This is a genomic window from Nocardiopsis nanhaiensis, from assembly GCF_054778635.1.
The window spans coordinates 17056-38995 of the sequence record NZ_BAAGZJ010000055.1; the positions used below are offsets into that span (position 1 = coordinate 17056).

General features: G+C 70.4%; 19 protein-coding genes and 2 pseudogenes. 9 read left to right on the forward strand and 12 right to left on the reverse strand.

Annotated features, from left to right (window positions below):
• The gene (locus ACYVD1_RS23170; protein ID WP_460776608.1) at positions 1 to 1017 is read left to right on the forward strand and encodes a Gfo/Idh/MocA family protein; all 1017 of its coding nucleotides are present in this window, start codon (positions 1 to 3) and stop codon (positions 1015 to 1017) included.
• Here ACYVD1_RS23170 and ACYVD1_RS23175 read toward each other — a convergent pair.
• The 5 genes from ACYVD1_RS23175 to ACYVD1_RS23195 all read right to left on the reverse strand — a co-directional run bounded on the left by ACYVD1_RS23175 (position 995) and on the right by ACYVD1_RS23195 (position 5248).
• Positions 995 to 1909, reverse strand: coding sequence for a GNAT family N-acetyltransferase (locus ACYVD1_RS23175; RefSeq protein WP_460776609.1), 915 nt, complete (start codon positions 1907 to 1909; stop codon positions 995 to 997). The genes ACYVD1_RS23170 and ACYVD1_RS23175 overlap by 23 nt on opposite strands.
• Before the next feature lie 103 nt (positions 1910 to 2012).
• Positions 2013 to 2399, reverse strand: coding sequence for a DUF2784 domain-containing protein (locus ACYVD1_RS23180; RefSeq protein WP_460776610.1), 387 nt, complete (start codon positions 2397 to 2399; stop codon positions 2013 to 2015).
• Between the two features lie 68 nt (positions 2400 to 2467).
• Positions 2468 to 2941 carry a Clp protease N-terminal domain-containing protein gene (locus ACYVD1_RS23185; RefSeq protein ID WP_460776611.1) on the reverse strand — a complete coding sequence of 158 codons (474 nt, stop codon included), beginning with the start codon at positions 2939 to 2941 and terminating at the stop codon, positions 2468 to 2470.
• A 56-nt stretch (positions 2942 to 2997) separates the two neighbouring features.
• Positions 2998 to 4002: a helix-turn-helix transcriptional regulator gene (locus ACYVD1_RS23190; protein WP_460776612.1), complete on the reverse strand. Its 1005-nt coding sequence runs from the start codon at positions 4000 to 4002 to the stop codon at positions 2998 to 3000.
• A gap of 43 nt (positions 4003 to 4045) precedes the next feature.
• Positions 4046 to 5248: an MFS transporter gene (locus tag ACYVD1_RS23195; protein WP_460776613.1), complete on the reverse strand. Its 1203-nt coding sequence runs from the start codon at positions 5246 to 5248 to the stop codon at positions 4046 to 4048.
• A gap of 55 nt (positions 5249 to 5303) precedes the next feature.
• On the opposite strand from ACYVD1_RS23195, the gene ACYVD1_RS23200 reads away from it, so the two are divergent.
• A complete protein-coding gene (locus tag ACYVD1_RS23200) occupies positions 5304 to 5864 on the forward strand; it encodes a CGNR zinc finger domain-containing protein (RefSeq protein WP_460776614.1) in 561 nt (186 codons plus the stop codon).
• Between the two features lie 6 nt (positions 5865 to 5870).
• Here the strand turns inward: ACYVD1_RS23200 and ACYVD1_RS23205 are convergent, their stop codons facing one another.
• Both ACYVD1_RS23205 and ACYVD1_RS23210 read right to left on the reverse strand, forming a co-directional pair.
• Complete coding sequence (locus ACYVD1_RS23205) at positions 5871 to 6275, reverse strand: RidA family protein (RefSeq protein WP_460776615.1); 405 nt, start codon at positions 6273 to 6275, stop codon at positions 5871 to 5873.
• A 128-nt stretch (positions 6276 to 6403) separates the two neighbouring features.
• Positions 6404 to 6628: pseudogene (locus ACYVD1_RS23210) on the reverse strand (N(G),N(G)-dimethylarginine dimethylaminohydrolase); the annotation flags it as partial.
• 94 nt (positions 6629 to 6722) lie between these two features.
• On the opposite strand from ACYVD1_RS23210, the gene ACYVD1_RS23215 reads away from it, so the two are divergent.
• Positions 6723 to 9761, forward strand: coding sequence for a Tn3 family transposase (locus ACYVD1_RS23215; RefSeq protein WP_061081151.1), 3039 nt, complete (start codon positions 6723 to 6725; stop codon positions 9759 to 9761).
• Positions 9762 to 10028: 267 nt separating this feature from the next.
• A complete protein-coding gene (locus tag ACYVD1_RS23220) occupies positions 10029 to 11054 on the forward strand; it encodes an L-threonylcarbamoyladenylate synthase (protein ID WP_061081150.1) in 1026 nt (341 codons plus the stop codon).
• Here the strand turns inward: ACYVD1_RS23220 and ACYVD1_RS23225 are convergent.
• The 5 genes from ACYVD1_RS23225 to ACYVD1_RS23245 form a co-directional block, all read right to left on the reverse strand.
• A complete protein-coding gene (locus tag ACYVD1_RS23225) occupies positions 11041 to 12429 on the reverse strand; it encodes a UDP-N-acetylmuramoyl-tripeptide--D-alanyl-D-alanine ligase (RefSeq protein WP_061081149.1) in 1389 nt (462 codons plus the stop codon). The two genes, ACYVD1_RS23220 and ACYVD1_RS23225, sit on opposite strands and share 14 nt — an antisense overlap.
• Before the next feature lie 138 nt (positions 12430 to 12567).
• Positions 12568 to 12867 carry a winged helix-turn-helix domain-containing protein gene (locus tag ACYVD1_RS23230; protein ID WP_061081148.1) on the reverse strand — a complete coding sequence of 100 codons (300 nt, stop codon included), beginning with the start codon at positions 12865 to 12867 and terminating at the stop codon, positions 12568 to 12570.
• A 443-nt stretch (positions 12868 to 13310) separates the two neighbouring features.
• Entirely contained in the window at positions 13311 to 14324 is a 1014-nt protein-coding gene (locus tag ACYVD1_RS23235; protein WP_460747020.1) for a TerC/Alx family metal homeostasis membrane protein, read from the reverse strand.
• Positions 14321 to 15193 (reverse strand): DUF6671 family protein, encoded by an 873-nt coding sequence (locus ACYVD1_RS23240; RefSeq protein ID WP_061081146.1) that lies wholly within the window; start codon positions 15191 to 15193, stop codon positions 14321 to 14323. The genes ACYVD1_RS23235 and ACYVD1_RS23240 overlap by 4 nt, the downstream gene beginning before the upstream one ends.
• Entirely contained in the window at positions 15190 to 15489 is a 300-nt protein-coding gene (locus ACYVD1_RS23245) for a winged helix-turn-helix domain-containing protein (RefSeq protein ID WP_061081176.1), read from the reverse strand. The genes ACYVD1_RS23240 and ACYVD1_RS23245 overlap by 4 nt, the downstream gene beginning before the upstream one ends.
• A gap of 126 nt (positions 15490 to 15615) precedes the next feature.
• On the opposite strand from ACYVD1_RS23245, the gene ACYVD1_RS23250 reads away from it, so the two are divergent.
• The 5 genes and pseudogenes from ACYVD1_RS23250 to ACYVD1_RS23270 form a co-directional block, all read left to right on the forward strand.
• Entirely contained in the window at positions 15616 to 15942 is a 327-nt protein-coding gene (locus tag ACYVD1_RS23250) for a hypothetical protein (RefSeq protein ID WP_460776616.1), read from the forward strand.
• A gap of 5 nt (positions 15943 to 15947) precedes the next feature.
• Positions 15948 to 17519 carry a proton-conducting transporter transmembrane domain-containing protein gene (locus ACYVD1_RS23255; protein WP_061081145.1) on the forward strand — a complete coding sequence of 524 codons (1572 nt, stop codon included), beginning with the start codon at positions 15948 to 15950 and terminating at the stop codon, positions 17517 to 17519.
• 140 nt (positions 17520 to 17659) lie between these two features.
• Entirely contained in the window at positions 17660 to 20281 is a 2622-nt protein-coding gene (locus ACYVD1_RS23260; protein ID WP_061081144.1) for a DUF2309 domain-containing protein, read from the forward strand.
• Positions 20282 to 20330: 49 nt separating this feature from the next.
• Positions 20331 to 20852, forward strand: coding sequence for a hypothetical protein (locus ACYVD1_RS23265; protein ID WP_061081143.1), 522 nt, complete (start codon positions 20331 to 20333; stop codon positions 20850 to 20852).
• A 280-nt stretch (positions 20853 to 21132) separates the two neighbouring features.
• A pseudogene (locus ACYVD1_RS23270) lies at positions 21133 to 21918 on the forward strand (IS30 family transposase); the annotation flags it as partial.
• Positions 21919 to 21940 lie beyond the last annotated feature (22 nt).

Consider the following 21940-nt stretch of genomic DNA (forward strand, 5'->3'; position numbering starts at 1 on the left):
ATGACACAACACAACGGTGGGCCGCGCTGGGGCGTGCTCGGGACCGGCGGTATCGCGCACTCCTTCGTCGAGGGCCTTCGGGCCGCCCCCTCCGCCAGGATCACGGCGGTGGGCTCACGTACCCGGGACCGGGCCGAGGAGTTCGGATCGGCCTGGGGGATTGCACGCAGGCACGGCAGCTACGCGGAGCTGGCGGCCGACCCCGACGTGGACGTCGTGTACGTGGCGACCCCCCACCCTTGGCACCACCCGAACACGCTCCTGATGCTCAACGCGGGCAAACACGTTCTGGTCGAGAAGCCCATGGCGATGAACGCCCTGCAGGTGTCGGAGTTGGTGGCGGCCGCCCGCGCCAACGACCGCTTCCTGATGGAGGCGATGTGGACGCGCTACCTGCCCGCCTACCGGTTGGCCCGTGACCTGGTCGCCGAGGGCGCGATCGGGGAACTGAGCTCGGTGTCGGCCGAGTTCGGCATCAACATCCCCTACGACCCCGACCACCGCCTGTTCAACGCCGATCTCGGCGGCGGCGCACTGCTGGACCTGGGTGTGTACCCGTTGGCGCTGGCCTCCCACTACCTGGGGGAGCTGACCGTGGTGGGTGCGACCCGGCAGCTGTCCCCGGACCGGATGGTGGACACGGGCACGACGGTGCTCGCCCGCGGGGAGAACGGGGTGACCGCCACCCTGAACTGCGCTTCGCGCTCGTCGCTGCCCAACTGGGCCGTGCTGGCGGGCTCGGGGGGCAGGATCGAGATCGAGAGCTTCTGGACCACCACAGGTTTCGTCCTGCACCGGGAGGGCGCTGAGCCGGAGCGGTTCGACCGGCCCTTCCGGGCCAACGGCTACGAGTACGAGGCCGAGGAGGTGGCCCGGTGCCTGGCCGCGGGTGAGCGGGAGAGCCCGGACATGACCTGGTCGGAGAGCCTGCGGCTGGCCGGGGTCATGGACCAGGTGCGGGACATAGGGGGGTTGGTCTACAGCAGGCCCACGGTCAAGGCCGTCCCCCTAGGGTGAGGCCGACCGCTTCGGTGGCGGACGCGTCCGCGGTGAGGTCCTTGGCGACCGGCGCCGGGGCGGTCCGCCAGCCGGTGGCGGGCGCGCGGTGTGCACGCGAGGTCAGGATCCGGCCCAGGGTGGCACGGGCCAGGGGGAGCACGCCCATGCGCGCGACGACCAGCATGGCGTCCTTGGGGCCCACCTCGCGGGCGAAGCGGGCGTCCAGGTCGGTGTCACCGCTGCAAGGGTCCACCCCGTAGATGTCTCCGTCGAACATGCGGTAGGCGTCGCGCACGAGCAGGGTTTCGGGCTCCAGCCGGGGGCCGTCGCCGAGCCATCCGGCGGCGTCGGTGGCGATGCGTCGCACCAGGTGCGGGACGGGGCGGTCCTGGCGGGGGAAGACGCGCGCGGGGCCCAACCCTTTGCGCCATCCGGCGTAGACGGCGGGGTGACGGGTGCGCAGTACCACGTAGGTGTTGGCCAGGGGGTGGGCCAGGACCTCACGGCTGAGGAAGTGGGTCATCAGGGCGGCGGAGAGGCCGGCGCGCCGGTGGGACGGGACCACACCGGCGGCGTCCAGGTACAGGGCCCGGCGCGAGGCGAAGCGGCGCCGGTGGTAGCCGCCCCAGGCGACGGGTTCCCCGTCGCGGTCCAGTACCAGGGCGAGCGAGGAGACCTGGTCGAAGAACCCGGAGGCTACGCGGGTGCGCCAGTACCCGGAGTGGTCGGCGCCGAAGGCCCGGGCCGCCAGGTCGCGTAGTACGGTGTGGAGCCGTTCCCGGCATTCGGGCGCCAGTTCCGACGGCGCGTCCCACCGGGCGATCCGGTAACCGGTCCGTAGCGGGCGCAGGACTGGGGGAGCGCTGAGGCCACGCAGTTCCGGGCAGGGGTGTCGGGTCTGGTCGGGCATGCGGAAGCCCCACTTCCATCACTCTACGAAAATAAATGACTCCCCAACGTAGCTTCTTTGGTGGCTCCCTGTGCCGACTTCGCCCAACCGGGGGTTTCCGGGGCTATCGGGACAGCGTTGACTCGGCCTTCCCCGACCGCTTCCGGTACATCTTCCAGGCTAGGACCGCGTAGCCGACCGCGACGATGCCCGCGATGACGAACCGCGACGTCATCAGGTGGTCCTCCGGGTAGAAGACGCCCGTGATGTGGTAGTCGATGAACCCGTACTCCATGATCTCCCGGCCGGTGTTGGCCCGCGACCAGTTCTCGACGTCGGTGAGGGGGCACGGCCAGCCGATGGTGACGATCCCGAGCGCGTAGGCGCCCACCGGGAGGTGCACCCAGAAAGTCCAGGCCCATTTCCAGGTCAGGAGCGCGCCGAAAACCACGTAGGCGTAGAAGAAGTAGTGGAGGACCATTGCGGTGTGGCCGATGAGGAAGTCTGTCATGGCAGCCAACTTAGAAGGAGAAGGTGTTCCCGCTCATCGGTGTTCGTACCCAGGTTTTGTGAGTACACCTACTCATGACTCCCGTCGTGTGGGGGTTCGCCCGTCAGTCTGGCGAGGATCTCACTGTGGGCCTTGGCGGTGTCGACGTCCAGGCGGCGCAGGACCCGGGCGGCTACCCCGTCCCCGAGGTTGAGCACCCCCAGGAGCAGGAGGCCGGTGTCGATCTCGGCGTGCCCGAGCCGGCGGGACTCCTCCAAGGCGTAGCGGAGCACCCGCTGTACCCGCGGGCTGAAGGGGATCTCGCCTTCTGGTACTTGGTGGCCCGGGGGGATGATGCGCACGAACTCCCGGCGCACCGCGTGCGGGGTGAGGCCGACCAGCGCCTGTTCCTCGTGGTCCTCAGCTTCACGGACCAGGCCGGCGAGCAGGTGCTCGCTGCCCAAGTAGCTGTGCCTGACGGCCTGGCACTCATGACCGGCGAGTTCCACCGCCCGTAGCGCACGGTCGGTGAGCGGGGGATCGTGCCGTGGTGTCTCAGTCACGCGGTGCCTTCCCTGGGTGGGGCGGGCCTCAACGCTTAGCACACGGGGCAGCGGTTCTACGGTCCTTCGGGTACTTGCCCGCCCGCTGGCTCCTGCGCTCCTGCCGGTTCCTGCCCGGCGCGGGAGAAGCGCTCACCCAGGCGGGCCATCGCCTCGCGCAGCTCACGCGGTTCCTCGACCTCCATGTCCATGTCGAGCATCCCCAGGAAGCAGGCCATGTCGTTCATGTCCTCGCCCGCGCACACCAGCACACAGGAGTGCTCGTCGACCGCTTCGACCCGCCCCATGGTGGACGCGTAGGTACGCTCGGCCTCCTCCGCGGAGACGAACAGGCGAACCCGTGCCTGGTTCGACCACATGTGCAGGTTCAACCGCTGCGCCAGGTAGGCGGCCACCCCCTGTTCGGGAGGGTCGCGCGGGGGCACGCGCGGTCCCGTGGGGGTGCGGGGGCGCATGCGGTCCACCCGGAAGGTGCGCCAGTCCTCGCGGTCGGTGTCCCAGGCCACCAGGTACCAGCGCCGCCCCAGGGACACGAGCCGGTGCGGTTCCACGAGGCGGCGGGTGTCCACCCCCTCGTGGCTCTCGTAGTCAAAGCGCAGCCGCTCGCTGTCACGACAGGTGGCGGCCACCAGGGTGAGGGTCTCGGAGTCCACGGTGGGCCCCTCACCCGGCATCGGCACGGTGAAGGAGCCCAGGGCGTCCACCCGTCGGCGCAGCCGGGAGGGCAGCACCTGCAGGAGTTTGGCCAAGGCCCGCACCGAGGTCTCCTCGATCCCCGAAACCCCGCCCTGGGCCGCGGTCCGCAGCCCCACCGCCACCGCGACTGCCTCGTCGTCGTCCAACAGCAGCGGCGGCAGGGCGGCACCGGCGCCCAGCTGGTAGCCGCCGCCGCTACCCATCGTGGCCCGGATGGGATAGCCCAGTTCCCGGAGCCGGTCCACATCGCGGCGGACCGTGCGCGCGCTCACCTCCAGGCGTTCGGCGAGGTCCGCACCGGGCCAGTCCTTGCGGGTCTGGAGGAGGGACAGCAGCTGGAGCAGCCGGGCCGAAGTCGACTTCATAGCTCGATACTGCCAGGCATGCCGGTCAGTTCCGGTCCGCAATTCAGCCGCTGCCGAGGTGGGCGTCCCGGCTCCGCCTGGGATCGCGCTCGGGGCGCACCGCCAGATAGGTCAATGCGGCGCAGACCTGGACGGCCGCGGCCACCGCCAGGCAGACGGGCAGGGACAGGTCCGCGAGTGGACCGGCCAGAGCGGCGCCCGCGGCGAAAGCGCTGACCTTCAGGCTCGCGGCGGTGGTGAACACCTGACTGCGCAACCGTTCGGGCGCCTCCCGGTGCCGGACCGCAAACAGGCTCGTGAGCTGGGGCCCTTCGGCCGCGCCCACCACGGCGACGGCCAGGACCAGCCAGGCGCCGGAGGGCGCCAGAAGCACACCGCCCACGCCCGCGGCCTGAACCAGGACACACACCAGCACGACGGTCTCGGGGCGGGTCCGCGATGGCCGACGCGCCAGCACCAGGTTGGCCAGCAGGGCCGCCGCGGCCATCACCGACAACAGCATCGCGCCCCTCTCCGCCGCGCCCAGCAGGCGTTCACCGAGCAGGGGAGCGCTGACCACGATCATCCCGGTCCCCGCGATGGAGACCGTGGAGGCCAGTGTGACCCGCAGCAGTGCCCGGCTGCCCAGTACCGCGCGCGCACCGGAGGCCAGCTCACCGAGCACGGGCGAGGGTTCGGGGCGACTGACCCGGGCGGGCAGGGTCCAGGCCGCGGGCACCGCGAAGGCGATGAGGACCACCGAGGCCACCACCGCGGCGGGAGCCCCCGCCCAGGCCGCCACGGCCCCGGCCACCGCCGGTCCGACCAGGCTGGCCGTGCTGAAGGTCATCGCGTCCCAGGCGTTGGCCCGAGCCAGGCGTTCCGGGGCCAGGACCCGGGGCAGCTGCGCGGTCCACCCACCGGACAGCGCAGGCCCCAGAAGGCCGATGCCCAGTGCCAGTGCCACCACGAGGGCGAAGGGAACACGTTCCAGGAGCAGCACCACCGCGGCCAGCCCCGCCGCGTAGACGCCGAGGATCACGGCCAGGAGGCGGCCGGGGCGCGACGCCCGGTCCAGCAGGACGCCCACAGCGGGTCCGCCGACGGCGGCGGTCGCGGTGATCCCGGCCAGCAGCGCCGAACCGGTGGTCGCGGCGCCGGTGGCCGCCACCCCCAGGAGCAGCAGGGCGGGCCCCGACATCTCGTCGCCCGCGCGGGCCGCGGCCGCGCCGAACAGGTACCGGGGCAGTCCGTAGCGCTTGGTCACCCACAGGACGCTACGGGGTAACGCCATACCACGCCATGGGCGTTACAATGACAGCGTGAAGCCACCCAGCGTGGTCGCCATAGGCGCGACCCAGGCCGTCGTCGACCGCGCCACCGACCTGATCGACACGCTGGCCGCCGAGGACGTCACACCTGCCGAGGTCGCCGTGGTCCTGCGCGAGCACGGCGAAGTCGACCCCGGACCCACGCCCGAGGACGTGGTGTCACTGGGCGCGGCCGCCGCCGAACTGCGGTCAGTGCTGGCCGCCGACACCGTGGACCTGGCCGCCGAACGGGTCAACGCCCTGCTCGCCCGCACCGCGTACCCGCCCCGGCTGTCCAACCACGGAGGCGCCCACCGCTGGCACCTGCACGTGGACAGCGACGACGAAGAAGCACCGTTGGCCGAGTGGTTCCTGGCCTCCACCAGCCTGGTGCTGGCCCAGCTCATCGGCGAACGGCAGCGCCCGCCGGGCGGGACGTGCGCGGCGCGCGGCTGCGAGCGGGTATTCGTGGACACCGCGCACGGAAGCCGGCGCCGGTACTGCTCACGCCGCTGTGCCGGCCGCGAACGGGTGGCCGCCCACCGTCGAGGGGCGGCCCCCGCCCGGGGCTGATCCGGCTCAGCCAGTGACGGCCACCGCCTCCACCTCGACCAGCTGGTGGTCGTAGCCCAGCACGGTCACACCCAGCAGGGTGCCGGGGGCGTCGTGCTCACCCATGTACGAGCGCACCACCTCCCAGGCCTCGACCAGGTCCTGCTGCCGGTCGGAGGCCACGTACACCGTCGTCTTGACGACGTCGTTGAGCTCGGCCCCGGCACCCTTCAGGGCGGTTGCCAGGTTGCGCATGACCTGGTGGGCCTGGCCCGCGTAGTCACCCACGGCCACCGTGACACCGTCCTGGTCCAAGGGACAGGCCCCCGCGGTCCACACCACCCGTGCCGGGGCCTGAGCAGAGGCCGCGTAGGCGTAGTCCACCGCCGAGGTCAGTTCGTCGTTGCGGACCAGCTTGACCGGACTGCTCATGAACGCCCTTTCTCCCTTGTGCCGAAGGCTTCGCCGAACCAACGGACCGTCCGCGTCGAGCGTTCCCTTCACCAACGGCGGGGCGTTCTGCCCTTGGGAGAGTGCCGAGCAGTTCGGCGCAGGGGCGATCAGGTGCCCGGAAGCGGCGGGCGGTCGGGAATCAGGACGCTCAGGCAGGTCACGCACGCCTCCAACTTCTCGAACTCGGAGATGTCCACCGGCAGGACCCGCCAGTGGTCCGCGGTGAGCTGGTGGATGGTCTCGTGCGCGGCGGCACTGACCAGCACGTCCCGGCCGCCCAAGGGGGGCGACCGGAATACGTGACGGATCGGCAATAGGCCCTGGGCTTGAACCTGATGGTGACGGTTTGACTACTTCCCGGACACGCTGCACCGAGTAGCGCTAGGTTGTCCGCGCCACTTCCGCTTCGTAGTCAAGGCAGGACCGATGGCGTCGATCGACCGCACCGCCTACCCCCGGTTCAAGAAGAGCGTGCCGCCCCAGGAGCTGTACGACGTCTTCACCCCCTCACCAAAGGAGATCGAGTGGGCCCAGCGCGCCACCCGCTCCGATGAGCACCTGCTCGCGCTGGTGGTCCAGCTCAAGGCCTTCCAACGGCTGGGGTACTTCCCCCGCATGGACGAGGTCCCCGACGCTGTAGTTGGTCATGTGCGCAGCCGCCTGGATCTGGCCGCCGATGTGGAGTGTGCCCACGATTCGGACCGGACCCGGCGCCACCACCGGGCACTGGTCCGCGACCGCCAGGGCGTCAACAGCGACCGCGAGGCCGCACGTGTCCTGGCCGAGGAGACCATGCGCGCCGAGGCGCGGGTCAAGGACAACCCGGCCGACCTGATCAACGTCGCCTTGGAGGAGCTGACGCGCAACAGCTTCGAGCTGCCCGGGTTCACCGTCTTGGACAAGATGGCCGCGCGGGTGCGAGCCGAGGTCAACTACGAGTTCTTCTTCGGCATCACCAAGCGCATGGGGGACGACGACATCGCCCGGATGGAAGGGCTGCTCCAGGTCCCTGCGGGACGGCGCACCTCCCCGGCCGACGACCTCAAACAGTCCGCGCGCCGCCCGTCGCTGTCGCGGTTCAAGCAGCACCTGCGGCACCTGCGCGACCTGGACCTGCTCGGGCCGACCCAGGTGTGGCTGGAAGAGGTTCCCAAGGCCAAGGTCGAGCACTTCGCCGCTGAGGCGCGGGTGCTGGATATCTCCCAACTGCGCAAGTTCAACGATGACAAGCGGATCGCGTTGGTGGTCAGCCTGGTCCACGTGGCCCGGGTGCGGGCTCGCGATGAGGTCGCGGGCATGTTCTGCCGCCGGATGGCGGCGATCCACAAGAAGGGGCGCGAGCGCCTGCAGGAGATCCGCGAACGCCAGCGGGCCGAGACCGAACGGCTGTGGGGCGTGTTCGGCCGTATGCTCTCGGGAGCCCGGGAGGCCCACGCCCACGGCGAGGCCGCCGCGTGGGCGGAGTCGGCGGTGTGCGAGCGGGCCGGGGAGCTGATGCTCAAACCGCTCGCCGACGCCGGCGGCGTCGCCAAGGTCTCGCAGGAGCACGAGGAGATCTCCGCCCACCACGGCAACAACTACACGGGCCTGATGGCGGGGTTCTACCGCTCCCACCGGGCAGCGCTGTTCGAGCTGCTGGAGGTGTTGGAGCTCAAGCCCACCAGCGCTGATGACTCGGTGCTGCGGGCGGTGGCGTTCATCCGCGCCAACCGGCACCTACGCGGTGAGTATGTCCCTGACCATCTGGAGGGCTGCGAGGCGTTGGATACCTCCTTCGTCTCCGAGCACTGGGCCAAGACGATCCGCGAGCGCGGTCGGCCGGGGGTTTTCGTGCGCCGCCAGTTGGAGGTGTGCGTGTTCTCCTACCTGGCCTCGGAGCTGCGCACGGGGGACGTGGCTGTGGTGGGGGCCGACTCCTACGCCAGCTTCCTGGACCAGCTCATGAGCGCCGAGGAGGCCCAGGGCAAGATCGCCGCCTACTGCGCCGAGGCGGGCATCCCCGACACGGCCGACGGGCTGTGCGACATGGTCCGGGGCCTGCTGGACGCGCACGCCGCGCGCACGGACGCCGCCTACCCTGACAACGCCGACCTGGCGATCGACGAGGACGGGGTGCCCACGCTCAAGCGGCGCCGCGGCCGCGAGCGCACCGCCTCCGCGCTCGCGCTGGAGGCCGCGGTCACCGAGCGCATGGACGAGGTCGGGCTGTTGGACATCGTCACCCGGACCGCGCACTGGATCGGCTGGTACCGCCACTTCGGGCCCTTGTCGGGGTCGGACCCCAAGATCAAGGACCCGTTGGGCCGCTACTCGGTCATCGGCTTCACCTACGGCACCAACCTGGGGCCGCACCAGATGTCGCGTCACCTGCGCGGCGGGCTCTCGCCGCACGAGATCGCCGGGCCCGCCCGCGAGCACGTCACCGCGCACAAGCTGAACCGGGCCAGCGCCGATGTGGTCAACGCCTTCAGCTGCCTGGACGTCACCTACTGGTGGGGCGATGGCTCACGGGTGGGGGCGGACGGCACCCAGATCGACACCTGGGACGACAACCTCCTGGCGGAGACGAGCGTGCGGTATGGCGGGTACGGGGGGATCGCCTACCGGCACATCGCCGATTCCTATATCGCGCTGTTCTCCCACTTCATTCCGTGCGGGGTGTGGGAGGCCGTCTACATCTTCGAGGGACTGCTGCGCCAGGAGAGCGGCCTGGAGCCCGAGACGCTCCACGCCGACACCCAGGGCCAGTCCCTGCCGGCCTTCGGACTGGCCGCTTTGCTGGGGGTGGAGCTGCTGCCCCGTATCCGCAACTGGAAGGACCTGGTCTTCTACCGCCCCAGCGCCAACGCCCGCTACCGCCACATCGATGCGCTGTTCGGCGAGGACGCGGTCATCAACTGGAAACTCATACGCACCCACTGGATCGACCTGATGCGCACCGTGCTGTCCATCAAGGAGGGACGGCTGTCCAGCTCGGTGCTGCTGCGCCGCCTGAGCAACGAGTCCAAGAAGAACCGGCTGTACCGGGCGTTCCGTGAGTTGGGGCGGGCGATGCGCACCACCGTGCTGCTGCGCTACCTCAACGAACCCGAGCTGCGCGAGGGCATCACCGCCGTCACCAACCGGGTGGAGGCCTTCCACGGGTTCTCCTCCTGGCTGCGGTTCGGCAACAACGGCACCCTGGCCGACAACGACCCCGACCACATGGAGCTGCTGGTCAAGTTCAACGAACTGCTGGCCAACTGCGTGATCTTCTACAACGCCGTGGCCATCACCGCGGCCCTGACCCAGCTCAGGAACGAGGGCCACCGCGTCTACGGGCCCGACGTGGCCTGTCTGGCCCCGTACATGAGCGCGCACATCCGCCGCTTCGGCGACTACGTGCTCGATGTGTCCCCGCCCGGCGCGGCCCAGGCCCACCTGGAACTGGACGAGACCGACCAGACACAAGAGAGCACGCGGTGAAGACTCACACCCCGAAGATGCAGGGCTCCCCGAGTCGTGAGGCGGCCCGACAGGTCGGCGGCCCCCGCGCGGCCTCTGTCACTTCTTGGGCGCGTCGGCTTCGGTGTCGCCGGAGCGCAGGGGCGGGGCCGTCGTCCGTCTGGACGCTGCAGCGCCCAGCGAGGATAGGCTGAGAGCGCTACTCCCCGGGAGAGCCGACGGCATACAGCACGGTAACCGATCACGCTGAATGTCGGTGTGTCAGATTGTTGTTACGAGGGGTGAACGGTGATTTCGGACCAACCCGAACTCGTACTCGACCGCATCGAGTGCGCCGCTCGCACCTTGGGTGCGGGCGGTCTGGTCGCGTTCCCCACCGAGACGGTGTACGGGCTCGGCGCCGATGCCGAGAATGTCGGCGCCGTGGAACGTGTCTTCACGGTGAAGGGGCGGCCGACGACGCATCCGCTGATCGTGCACCTCGGCGGCGCGCACCAGCTCGCTGAATGGGCGGCCGACGTGCCCGACACGGCGCACCTCATCGCCGAACGCTTCTGGCCGGGCCCGCTGACGCTGGTGCTTCGGCGGGCGGCCCGTGTTCCCCGTGTGGTCACCGGTGGCCTCGACACCATCGCGCTGCGGGTGCCGAACCATCCGGTCGCCTTGAAGATGCTGACGGCTTTCGGCGGCGGGGTGGCGGCGCCCTCGGCCAACCGCTTCGGCGAGGTCAGCCCTACGACGACCCGTCATGTCCATGCGGGATTGGGCGCGGACGTCGACTATGTGCTCGACGGTGGCCCGTGCTCGGTCGGCGTCGAGTCCGCCATCGTCGATCTCACGGGTGAGCCGGCGATCCTGCGCCCCGGTGGTGTGAGTCGAGAGGACCTCGAGCACGTACTGGGCCGTGCCGTGTCGGTGCGGGCCAAGAGCGCTGTCCGGGTTCCAGGCCAGTTCCCGTCGCACTACGCGCCGCGGGCCCGGGTGCTCCTGGTCGAACCGGACCGGGTCCTCGACGAAGCCGAACTGCTGGCGGCGCAAGGGCAACGGGTCGGTGTCCTTCTTCCCCCCGAGTTCGCGGGTGATGCCGTGTCGTCTTCCGCGCAGCACGTGATCGCGGTACCGGACTCGGCCGCACAGTACGCGCAGCGGCTCTATGGGTTCCTCCATGACTTCGACCGGCACGGATGCGAGGTCATCGTGGCATCACTTCCCGCCCTGGAGGGGATCGGATCGGCGATCGCGGACCGGCTCGGCCGGGCGGCCGGGCCCCGCGATCAGGCGAGTCGTGGCTCCGGCCGGTTCAGCGGTCGTTGAGGGCGGCGACGAGGTCTTCGAGGCGGGCGGCCCGGGAGGCCTTGATCAAGACGAGGTCGCCGGGGTGAAGGCCGCGGTGGAGGACGTCGTGGGCCTGCCGTGCGTCACGGACGGAGACGATGTCGAGGTGGTCGCATGCGGCGCGGGCGGCGTCGGCGATCAGGGCGGCGTGGTCATCGCCGACCACGACCAGGAGGTCGAGAGCGGCCTGTGCGGCGAGCACGCCCAGGTGGCGATGGGCTTGAGCGGCGTGCTCTCCGAGCTCGGCCATCTCTCCCAGGACCGCGATGCGGCGACGCGCGGTCACCGAGGTCAGCGCGGTGAGAGCGGCCGACATCGAGTCCGGATTCGCGTTGTACGCGTCGTGGATGAGGGTAATACCGTCATCCCGGACGATGGTCTGCATACGTCCGGCGGACCTGGGCCGTGCCTCGGTCAGCGCCTGGGCGATCATCGCGGTGTCCAGACCCAGGCCATGAGCGGTCGCCGCGACGGCGAGTGCGTTGCCGATGTGATGCCGACCGGTGAGCGAGAGCGTGACGGGCGCGGTGCCCTCGGGGGTGCACAGGGTGAATCCCGCGCGACCGTCCTGGGTGAGGCGCACGTCGCGGGCGTGCACGCGCGTCGGATGGGGGTGGTGGCTCCACCACAGAGGGCGGGCACGGGTGCGGTCCGCCATGGCTGAGACGAGCGGATCGTCGGCGTTGAGGACGGCGAGGCCGCCGTGGTCGGCGTCGGGGAGTCCGGCGACCAGTTCGCTCTTGGCCACGGCGATCCCGGCCTGTCCGTCGGGGTACTGGCCGATGTGGGCGGTGCCGACGTTGAGCACCAGGCCTACATGGGGCGTGACCAGGTCGCACAGGTAGCCGAGGTGCCCGCGGCCCCGGGCACCCATCTCCAGGACGAGGTAGCGCGTGTCGGGGGTGGCGTGCAGGATCGTGAGGGGGAAGCCGAGTTCGTTGTTGTACGAACCGCCGGTGGCGGTGACGGGTCCGTGGTGCGCCAGCACCTGGGCGGCGAGATCCTTGGTGCTGGTCTTGCCGTTCGATCCGGTGATGCCGATGACGGTCGCCGACAGGTGGCCCGCCACGTGGCGGGCCAGCGCGCCGAGCGCGACGGTGACATCGGCGACCTGGACGGCCGGGGCGGCCACCGGCCGTGAGGCGAGCACCAGCGCCGCGCCCGCGGCGATGGCGGCCGGGGCGTGGTCGTGCCCGTCGGTGTGCCGGCCGGAGAGCGCGGCGAACAGGCCGCCGGGGTGGACCCGGCGTGAGTCGATGCTTGCGGGTGCCGTGACCCACAGGAGGGGGTCGGTGCCGGCGGTCAGGCGACCTCCAGTGGCCTCGGCGATGGCGGTTGCGGTCAGAGGTATCACGTGGTTGGACTCCTGCGCGCGAAGGCTCTTGCCCGTCGGTGTCGACGTCGTCGGCGAGGACCAGGCCCGGGGTCCGCTGTTCGGCGTGTCCGGTGGCCAGTGCGACGCGTGCGTCCGTACAGGGGTGGGCGGTGGCGGTCACGCCACCTGGTCAGGGTCGATGCGGGTGCCGATGAGCACGGCCAGGAGTTCTCCGATGGCGGTGTCGCGGTCCATCGGATGGCGCAGCGGCAACTCCGCGTGCATCCGGTACCGGTTGCGGCGCCCCTCGCGCTCTCGTTCCAGGTACCCGGCTTCGACGAGATCCGCCACGATGCGCTGTGCGGCCCGCTCGGTGATGCCCACCTGCTCGGCGACATCCCGCAACCGGGCCTGGGGATCCCGCACCACGCACAGCAGTACGTGGGCGTGGTTGGTGAGAAACGTCCACTCCTGCATGCCAGTACCTTACCCCACCTTCCCGTAGTGCGTATCGCGTTTTTCGGCACGCGTATTTCATGTCGTATAACTCGTCCGGCTCTGTGGTCGCCCTCGGCTGGGCCGCCGCGGAGGTCCGTTCGCGTCGCTCGAATCTGCGCCTGATGAACGCCTCGCATGTGCCGCGCACCATCCGCTCCTTCGGTGAACCGGACGTCGTGCCATCTTCGGCTGTTCTTCGGGAACGTGCGAAGACCGCACTGGCGGAGGCCCGTCGTCGGTCGCCCTTCAGGAACCCGGGGTCGAGGTCGAGACGTCGGTGGCGTCGCCGCCCGTGTTGGATGCCCTGGAATTCGCGCCCCACGACGCCGGACTCGTGGTGTCGTCCGCGCCGGCTCGGGCTCGTGACCGCGCCGGCGGCAGGCCTTGGCCGGCGATGGATGTTCTTTGACGCTCGGCCCGGCTCACGGCTCTTCGGTGGTGTCCTCGCGCCCGGCCTCGGCGTCGTGCGCGCGAAGTGAGCCCGCGTGGGCCTTGGCCGTAGGGTCGCGGCGGGTCTTGGCCAGGCTCGCCACGGTGACCACGACCAGGATCACGATGATCACCACCAGGCTCGCCAGCGTCGGGATCTCCGGGACCCGTTCGTCCAGGTCCACGTGGGCCCAGTGCAGAAGCAGCTTCGCGCCGATGAACATCAGGATGAGCGCCAGCCCGGTCGAGAGGTACACCAGCCGGTCGAGCAAGCCCTTCACCAGGAAGAACAGTGCGCGCAGCCCGAGCAGGGCGAACGCGTTCGCGGTGAACACGATGTAGGGCTCCTGGGTGATCCCGAAGATCGCCGGGATCGAGTCCACGGCGAACAGCAGGTCGACGGTGCCGATCGCGATCAGCACGATGAGCATCGGCGTGACCACACGGCGGCCGTCGACCCGGGTGAAGATCCTGCCACCGACGAACCCGTCGGTGACCGGCAGGACCCGCCGGGCCAGACGCACCACGGAGTTGTCCTCGATCGCGGGGTCCTCGTTGCGGTGCCGGAACAACTGGATCGCCGTGTAGATCAACAGCAGGCCGAACACGAGGAACATGAAGGAGAACAGTGCCAACAGCGCGGCTCCGAGTGCGATGAACACCGCCCGCATGGCCAGGGCGAGCACGATGCCGAACGTCAGCACCTTGTGCTGATGCTCGACCGGTACCGCGAAGGTGGTGATGATGATGACGAAGACGAAGAGGTTGTCGACGGACAGGCTCTTCTCCACCAGGTAGCCGACGAAGTACTCGGTGCCGAGCTCACCGCCGTGAGCCAGGGTGAACCACACGCCGAAGATCAGGGCCACCGCGATGTAGAAGACCGACCACGCGGTCGCCTCCCGGAACCCGACGCGGTGCGGTTTCAGCGCGGCGATGGTCAGGTCTGCGCCGGTGGGCCCTGCCGACGGTCGCGTCGGTGATGTCGGACCGCGGGGTTCGATCACGGATTGCACCCGTCGCAGAACGTGGGGTCGGTGCTGACCCGACCGTCGTCTCTGGGGTGGCTGCTGCGATGAGGACACCGCTGGCATCCGTGGATGACGGCGAGGGTCTGTGATGTGGGCTCAGAGCAACTGTCGCACGGAAGGCCGGGTTCTCGGTCGACCTGGCCGTATCCGGGGGTGCCGCAGGCGGGGCACAGCGTGGCGAGGCGGTCGGTGAGCCGGTCGGCGAGCAGGCCGATCTCGCGCATGCGCGTGGGATTGAGGTGGGCGCGCATGTCGGTCTCCAGCCGGGCCAGGCCGTCCGCCGACCGTAGGGCGCACTCGTTGATCGCGGCGGCCAGTTCGGCGCGGGTCCGGATGCCTTTGCTGATAGGGCCGGGGTCCTGCGGATCGATTGGGGTGTGGGGGCGCACGATCATCGCGTGGGGGCCGAAACCGGTTCGGCCCAAGAACGCCTCGGTGGTCTCATCGAGGCGTCGGGCGGTGGTGTGGGCGAAGTTCGTGAGGCCCAGGCGGCGCTCCACGATGCACAGGTCCCGGGTGGTGTCGAGGAAGGCGAGGATCTCGTCGCCGGCACTGAGCATCGGAGCCATGGGATGCGGACCGAAGGAGCCTTCGCTGGCCACGGCGAGCCCGAGGCCGGTCGACCGTAGACCGAGGCGTGCCTTGCGCACGGCGGTCACGGACGGCGATGCCGCGCGTGGGACCTCACCGGTGAAAGTGCCCAGCTCGTCGGTGTCGACGTCGTCGGCGAGGACCAGGCGCAGACCCGGGATGCGGGCCAAGGCCGGGCCCAGGACCCTCTCCTTGGCGTGTCTGGTGGCCAGTGCGACGCGTGCGTCCGCGTAGGGGTGGGCGGTGGTGGTCACAGGGCCTCGTCAGGGCCGTTGCGGGTGCCGATGAGCACGGCCAGGAGTTCTCCGATGGCGGTGTCGCGGTCCATCGGATGGCGCAGCGGCAACTCGGGGTGCATCCGGTACCGGTTGCGGCGCCCTTCGCGCTCTCGTTCCAGGTACCCGGCTTCGACGAGGTCCGCCACGATGCGCTGTGCGGCCCGTTCGGTGATGCCGACCTGCTCGGCGACATCCCGCAACCGGGCCTGGGGATCCCGCACCACGCACAGCAGTACGTGGGCGTGGTTGGTGAGAAACGTCCACTCCTGCATATCCACCATGGCACCCCGTGGCAGGTGACTGATAGCACGATTTTCATTACGCGCTATTGATGTCGTACGATCCATGTCGTGTATACTAACACGCGTTATCAGTGACGTGCTTGGGAGGTGAGTGTCATGGGTGGCATCGAGATGGCGCGTGTGCCGACCGTTGGTCAGCCGACGGCCGACGAGGCTTCGCGGGGTCGGATGCACCGGTGGTCCCCGTCACCGGACGCGACGATCAACACCGGCTCGCCGGGCTCCATCGGTGCCCCCGGAGCGGGACGGGGACGGCCGCTCCGCCGCGTGACCCGCGGTGAGTCGGCACGGGTGCGGATCAGTGGTTTCCACGGACGTGCCCTGCCCGCACATCCCTCGGAAACCATCGCCGCCGACGTCACCGCGACCCCGGTCTCGGGTCGCGCCGCGAAGGGCGCTGAGACGGAAGGTGCGGCCGCGTGACGGGGATGATGCTGGTGGCCTTGGCGGCCCTTCCCGCCGTCGCGGCGATGACCGGATCGATCCGGAGCCTGCGACCCCTGGCACCCGCGCTGGGCGCGGGCGCGGCACTGTCGACGACCGCACTGGCCGGGGCTCTGGCCGTGACGGTGGCCCTCGGCGGACCGGTGGCGATGGTGTTGGCCGCTCCGGACGGGCACGTCTGGACCGGGTTGGCGGCCGACCGCCTCGAGGCGATCGTGCTGTTGTTGGTGTGCGCGATCAGCGCGGTGGTCCAGGTGTTCGCCCTGCGCTACCTGCGCGGCGACCCGGCCGCGGCCGGGTTCGCCATCACGGCCGGGGCGCTGACCGCCGCGACCGCGGTGATGGTGGCCGCGGTCACGATGGTCACCCTGGCGGTGGCGTGGTCGCTGACCGGTGTCGCCCTGTGGCGACTCGTGGGGATGTACCGACCCGCCCCTTCGGCCATCGACGCCTCCCGCCGTACCGCACGTGTGGTCATCATCGGAGACGTCGCATTGTGGTCCGGGGTGGTTCTCGCGGTCGCCGCCTGGGGCGATCTCGACTTGCGCGACCAGAACGGCGTAGCCTTCGGCGGCGCGGTGGGCACGGCGGTGGCCTGCTCGCTGGTGATCGCCGCAGCCGCACGGTGTGCGCAGTTGCCTTGGCACCGGTGGCTGTCGGCGACTTTGGCGGCGCCGACCCCGGTCTCGGCGCTGCTGCACGCCGGCGTGGTCAACGCGGGCGGAGTGCTCCTGGTGAAGCTGTCGCCGATCTTCGGTGCAGCCCCGGCGGCGACACACCTGGCGTTCGCCATCGGCGCCGTCAGCGCTGTGGCCGCCACGGCGATCATGCTGACCCGCCCCGACGTCAAGGGCTCGCTGGTGCACTCCACGATCGGGCAGATGGGGTTCATGCTCATGACCTGCGCGCTCGGCCTCTACGCGGCGGCGGTGGTGCACCTGGTGGCGCACGGACTGTTCAAAGCCACCTTGTTCCTGGGCTCGGGGTCGGCGGTGCAGCGCCACACCCACCGCATCCTGGCTCCGCCCGCGCCCCGGTCGACCCCCGCGCGTTCGGCGCAGGTGGCCGTCCTCGCCGGAGCCGTCGCGGTTGCGGCCGTGGCCGTCGCGATCTGGTGGCTGCCTCCGCACGCCGGAGGCTCGGCGCTACTGATCTTCGCCGCGGCCACCGCCGCACGGCTGGCGTGGGGATGGCTGCGGCGCCACCCGACCGTGGGGGCGCTGGCCACCGTGGTGGTCGTGCTGCCGGGTGCGGTGATCGGCTACCTGGGCGTGGTGGCCGTGGTTACGGAGTTCCTGGCCCCGAGCGTGCCCGTTGCCGCCACCGCCGCAGTTCCGGCCTGGTTGCCGGCGATCGTGGTGGCGGTGCCGGTGATCGGAGCGCTGTTGGTCCACCGGGCATCCGCACTCGGTCTCGGCCGCTGGCGCGACCGCCTCTACGTGTTGGCGTTGTCCGCCGGACAGCAGCGCACGCACACCACTCCGGGTCTCCCGTCACGTGCGGTGCCCGCACCGCACCCACGGCCGGTGCCCCTACCTGAGGGAGCCGGGGCGTGATCGCCGGCCCCTCGACGGGACCGCCGGACGGCGTCCGGCGCTCTGACCGGAGCCACCCGGGCCTCCCGGAAGCGCGGACCCAGGGCTTCACGCGGTCGCGCGTTCCGCCACCGTCATCACAGCAGGAGGAGTCGCAACCCATGACCATCGGACCCATCACCAAGGCCGCTCCCGAGACCGCCACCTCGGCGGCCGCCGTGCGTGCCGTGATCGCCGATGCCGCCGCGTTCTTGGCGCCGACCTGGCCGCTCGCCGACTTCATCGCGGTCAACCCACTGTCCGGCCTGGTGGACCGCCCGTTCGCGGACGCGGCCATCACCGCCGCGGACCTGCTCGGAGCGCGGGTCACCCCGGACGAGAGCTGGCTGCGGGCGGCCTGGCGGCACGGGCGGATCACCGACGACGACGTGCGTGCCGCGCTGATCCGCCGCCACCCCGAGGTGCTGCGATGCCGACCGCTCACCCTCGGCGGCCGGCCCTACGACCCGGTCGAACTCCTGTCGGCCGATCTGCACCAGGGCATCACCAACCCCCCGCCGATCCGCCAGGCACGCACAGCGACTGAAGCGCTGGCCCCGGACATGGCCGCCCTCCTCGACACCCACACGATCCAGTGGTGCTCGGCCTATTTGGACGAGGGCCAGTCCACCTGGCGGATGCCCGGCCGCGACCGAGGCTTCTACCACGCGTGGCGGGCTCTGGCCGCACACGACACGACCCTGCCGCGGCGCGTGCGTACACGTCTTCGGGACCTGCCCGAACGGGCCGAGCAGGCCGTTGCGGAGGCTCTGGCCGCCCTCGGTGTCCCGGACGACCAGCGCACCCGCTATCTCCAGGCCCATCTGGCATGCCTTCCCGGATTCGCCGCCCACATCCGCTGGCGGGGCGAACTGCAGGGCAGTGGTATCGACCTGGTCGCCTACCTCGCCCTGCGGTTGACCACCGAAGCCGCCGCGCTCACCGAGACCCATACCCACGGTACGGCGTGGAACTCGGCCTCCGCCGACCTGCTCGACACCGGGCAGGCCACCACCGAACCCGACGATCGGGCCCGCCACCTTCTGGCGGCCCTGGAGATCACCGACACCGACGCGGCACAGCGCACCGAATTGGCGCGGTTCCTCGACCGACTCCCGGTGGAGCAACGAGCCCTCGTCTGGCTGGACGCCTACGAAGACCACTACCGGAGCCGACTGCTGCGCACCCTGAGCCGCTCGGTGCCCGAGTGGACCGACGCCCCTCCGCGGGCACAGGTGGTGTGCTGCATCGATCCCCGTTCCGAGGGACTGCGCCGCCACCTGGAAGCGCTCGGTGACTACCAGACCCTGGGCTTCGCCGGATTCTTCGCCGTCGCCATGCGCTACCGCGACCTCGCCGGAGGAACCGCTCGTGCCCAGTGCCCGGGCCCGATCACGCCCCGGCACACCGTCACCGAACGCCCCAGCGAGGGTCGACGGCGCGCGGCCGAACGGTCGCTGACCGGCCGCCGGGTACTGGCCGCGGCCGACCACTCCCTGCACGCCGCCAAGGACGACCTGGTGGCGCCGTTCGTGCTCGCCGAATCGGCCGGTTGGCTCCTGGGCCCGTTGGCCGCGGCCAAGACCTTCGCTCCCGGTGCCGTCGGCGCCGCCCGCGCGTGGTGGACCCGCCGTATCACCCCCGACCCTGCGACCGAGATCTCCCTCGAGGACGCCTTCACCTCCGAGGAGCGCACCGCGACCGCCGAAGGCATTCTCACGTTGATGGGTTTGACCCAGGGGTTCGCACGCCTCGTCGTATTCTGTGGGCACCGTGCCCACACCGACAACAACCCCTACCAGGCCGCGCTGGACTGCGGTGCATGCGGGGGGCACCCCGGCGGTCCCAACGCCCGCGCCGCCGCCGCCCTGCTCAACGATCCGCAGGTTCGCCGACATCTCGCCGAACGCGGCATCGGCATTCCCGACGACACCCGGTTCGTTCCGGCCGAACACGACACCACCACCGACACCGTGCGCCTGTTGGACACCCACCTCCTGCCCGACACCCACCGCCGGGACGTCGACCGGCTCACCGCCGATCTTCGCACGGCCGGCGCACACCTGGCCGCCGAGCGCTGCGCCACCCTACCGGGCGCACCTTCCCGGCCCCGCCCACGGCACGCGGCGCGCCACACCCGCACACGCGCCCGTGACTGGGCCCAGGTCTTCCCCGAATGGGGTCTGGCCGACAACGCGGCCTTCCTCATCGCACCCCGCGCCCTCACCCGGGGCATCGACCTGCACGGCCGTCTGTTCCTCCACGACTACGACCCCGACCTCGACCCGGCCGGCACCGTCCTGGAGACCATACTCACGGCGCCGCTCGTCGTCGCGCACTGGATCAACAGCCAGTACTACTTCGCCGCCACCGACCCCCAGGCCTTCGGCGCCGGCAGCAAGGCCCTCCACAATGTCGTCGGCGGTGGCCTCGGTGTCATGACCGGTCACACCGGCGACCTTCGGTCCGGCCTGCCCTGGCAGTCCCTCACCGACGGCCACCACACCAGGCACGAACCGCAACGCCTGCTCGCCATCGTGCAGGCACCCTTGCAGCGGTTGGACACCCTCATTGCGCGTCACACCGTGCTGCGCCACATGTTCGACCACGACTGGGTCGGTCTCGCCGCACGCGAGCGCCCCGATGAACCCTGGCTCCGTTACACCTCCACCGGTTGGCGGCCCTGGCTTCCGGCCACGGTCACCCCCGAGGGCAGCTGTCCGTCCGCACCGCTGAGCACATGACGACCGGGCACGTGCAGCGCCACTTCACTCCAGGAAAGGGAAGTACCCGATGAACATGCTCCTGTTGGTTCGAAGCGTGGACGACGTCAGGTCCGCGGTCGAGAACGTGAGCGACTATCTGGTCAACCATCGACGGCAGTTCGGGGATGAACCGGGATCGAACCGGCTGCTCGGACTGTGGATCCGCCCCGAGCTCGAAGCCGGGCTGCCCGTCCTGCTCCCTGGCGCCGCTGACGTCACCCCCACTCAACCGCCCTCTGAAGCGGTGGGGATCGAGAGGTCGTTCTCGCTGGCGGGCATCTGGACCCTGTGCTGGACGGACGGGCCCGCCCTGCGGGAAACACAGGACCCGTTCGAGCTGCGCAACCGGATCCTCGATGCCCTGGTGGCGGACGCAGCGCCCGAACCGGCCGTTCCGGAGGCGTTCGTTCCCGTATTCGCCGAGGACGATGCCGTGGAGACGAGCATGGCGGCGCTACAGGCCCGGTATCCGCGGCTGATCACCGAGCACTGGTACGTCGATGACCGAGAACGAGGAATCGTCGGGCCGCTGAAGACCACGGAAGGGTGATCGCCTTTCCGTGCACCGCATCACCCAGCGCATCAGGGCAGGCGACCGGGGTGCCCGTCCCGGTCATCGATCACGAGTCGAGGAGATTCCCGATGGAGTTGTCAAGCCGGAGCGGTGACACGCCGTGAGGCCCTCAGGCCACCGCGGCCAGCTTCACAGGTCCTTGACCTTCAGTCCACGTCCCGCTGGCCTGAGGGAACGTCACCGCCTAGAGAAACGCCCCCTAGCTGGCCCTTGAGTTCTAGTGGTCGTTGCAACACCCCATCTCTGAAGGGGTGCGATGGACGACGAGATCCGCAAAGAACGCCGGATACCGCAGGGGCGCAAGAAGCTCGTCCGTGAGCGGGAGGAATACTTCCGGCTCACGGACCAGGGCTACAGCAGCAGAGAGGCCTGCCGGATCGTCGGCATCAACCGGCGTACCGGCAAGGTCTGGCGCAACGGTCGCAGAGCGCACAAGAGCCTGGAGAGGCCCGTGGCACCCCTCAGGGGCCCCGGGGCCTCTCCGGGCTCTTCGCGTTTCCTGAGCCAGCAGGAGCGGACGCAGATCGCCGACATGTTGCGTCTGCGGTCCTCGATCCGCTCGATCGCCGCCGAGCTGGACCGGGCCTCGTCCACGATCAGCCGCGAGGTCCGCCGCAACCGCTCCTACTACGCCTCCATCAAGAAACACCGGTACGGCCCCTACGCCGCCCAGGTCCGCACGGACGAGCGCAGGAAGCGACCCAAGACCCGCAAGCTCGACGCCAACTCGCGGCTGCGCGAGTATGTCCAACAGCGCCTGGATCAGCGCTGGAGCCCCGAGCAGATCGTTCACCTGCTCCGCCGGGACTTCCCCGACGACCAGGAGATGCGCGTGGGCCACGAGACGATCTACCAGGCCCTCTACGTCCAGGGCCGCGGCCAGCTGCGCCGCGACCTGGCCAAGCTGCTGCGCACCGGACGCACCATGCGCCGGCCCCGCCGCTCCGCTTGCACCCGCCAGCCCCGCATGTCCAAGAACATGGTGATGATCAGCGAGCGCCCGGCCGAGGCCGCCGACCGGGCGGTGCCCGGCCACGGCGAACAGCACACCCAGCACCGCGCCG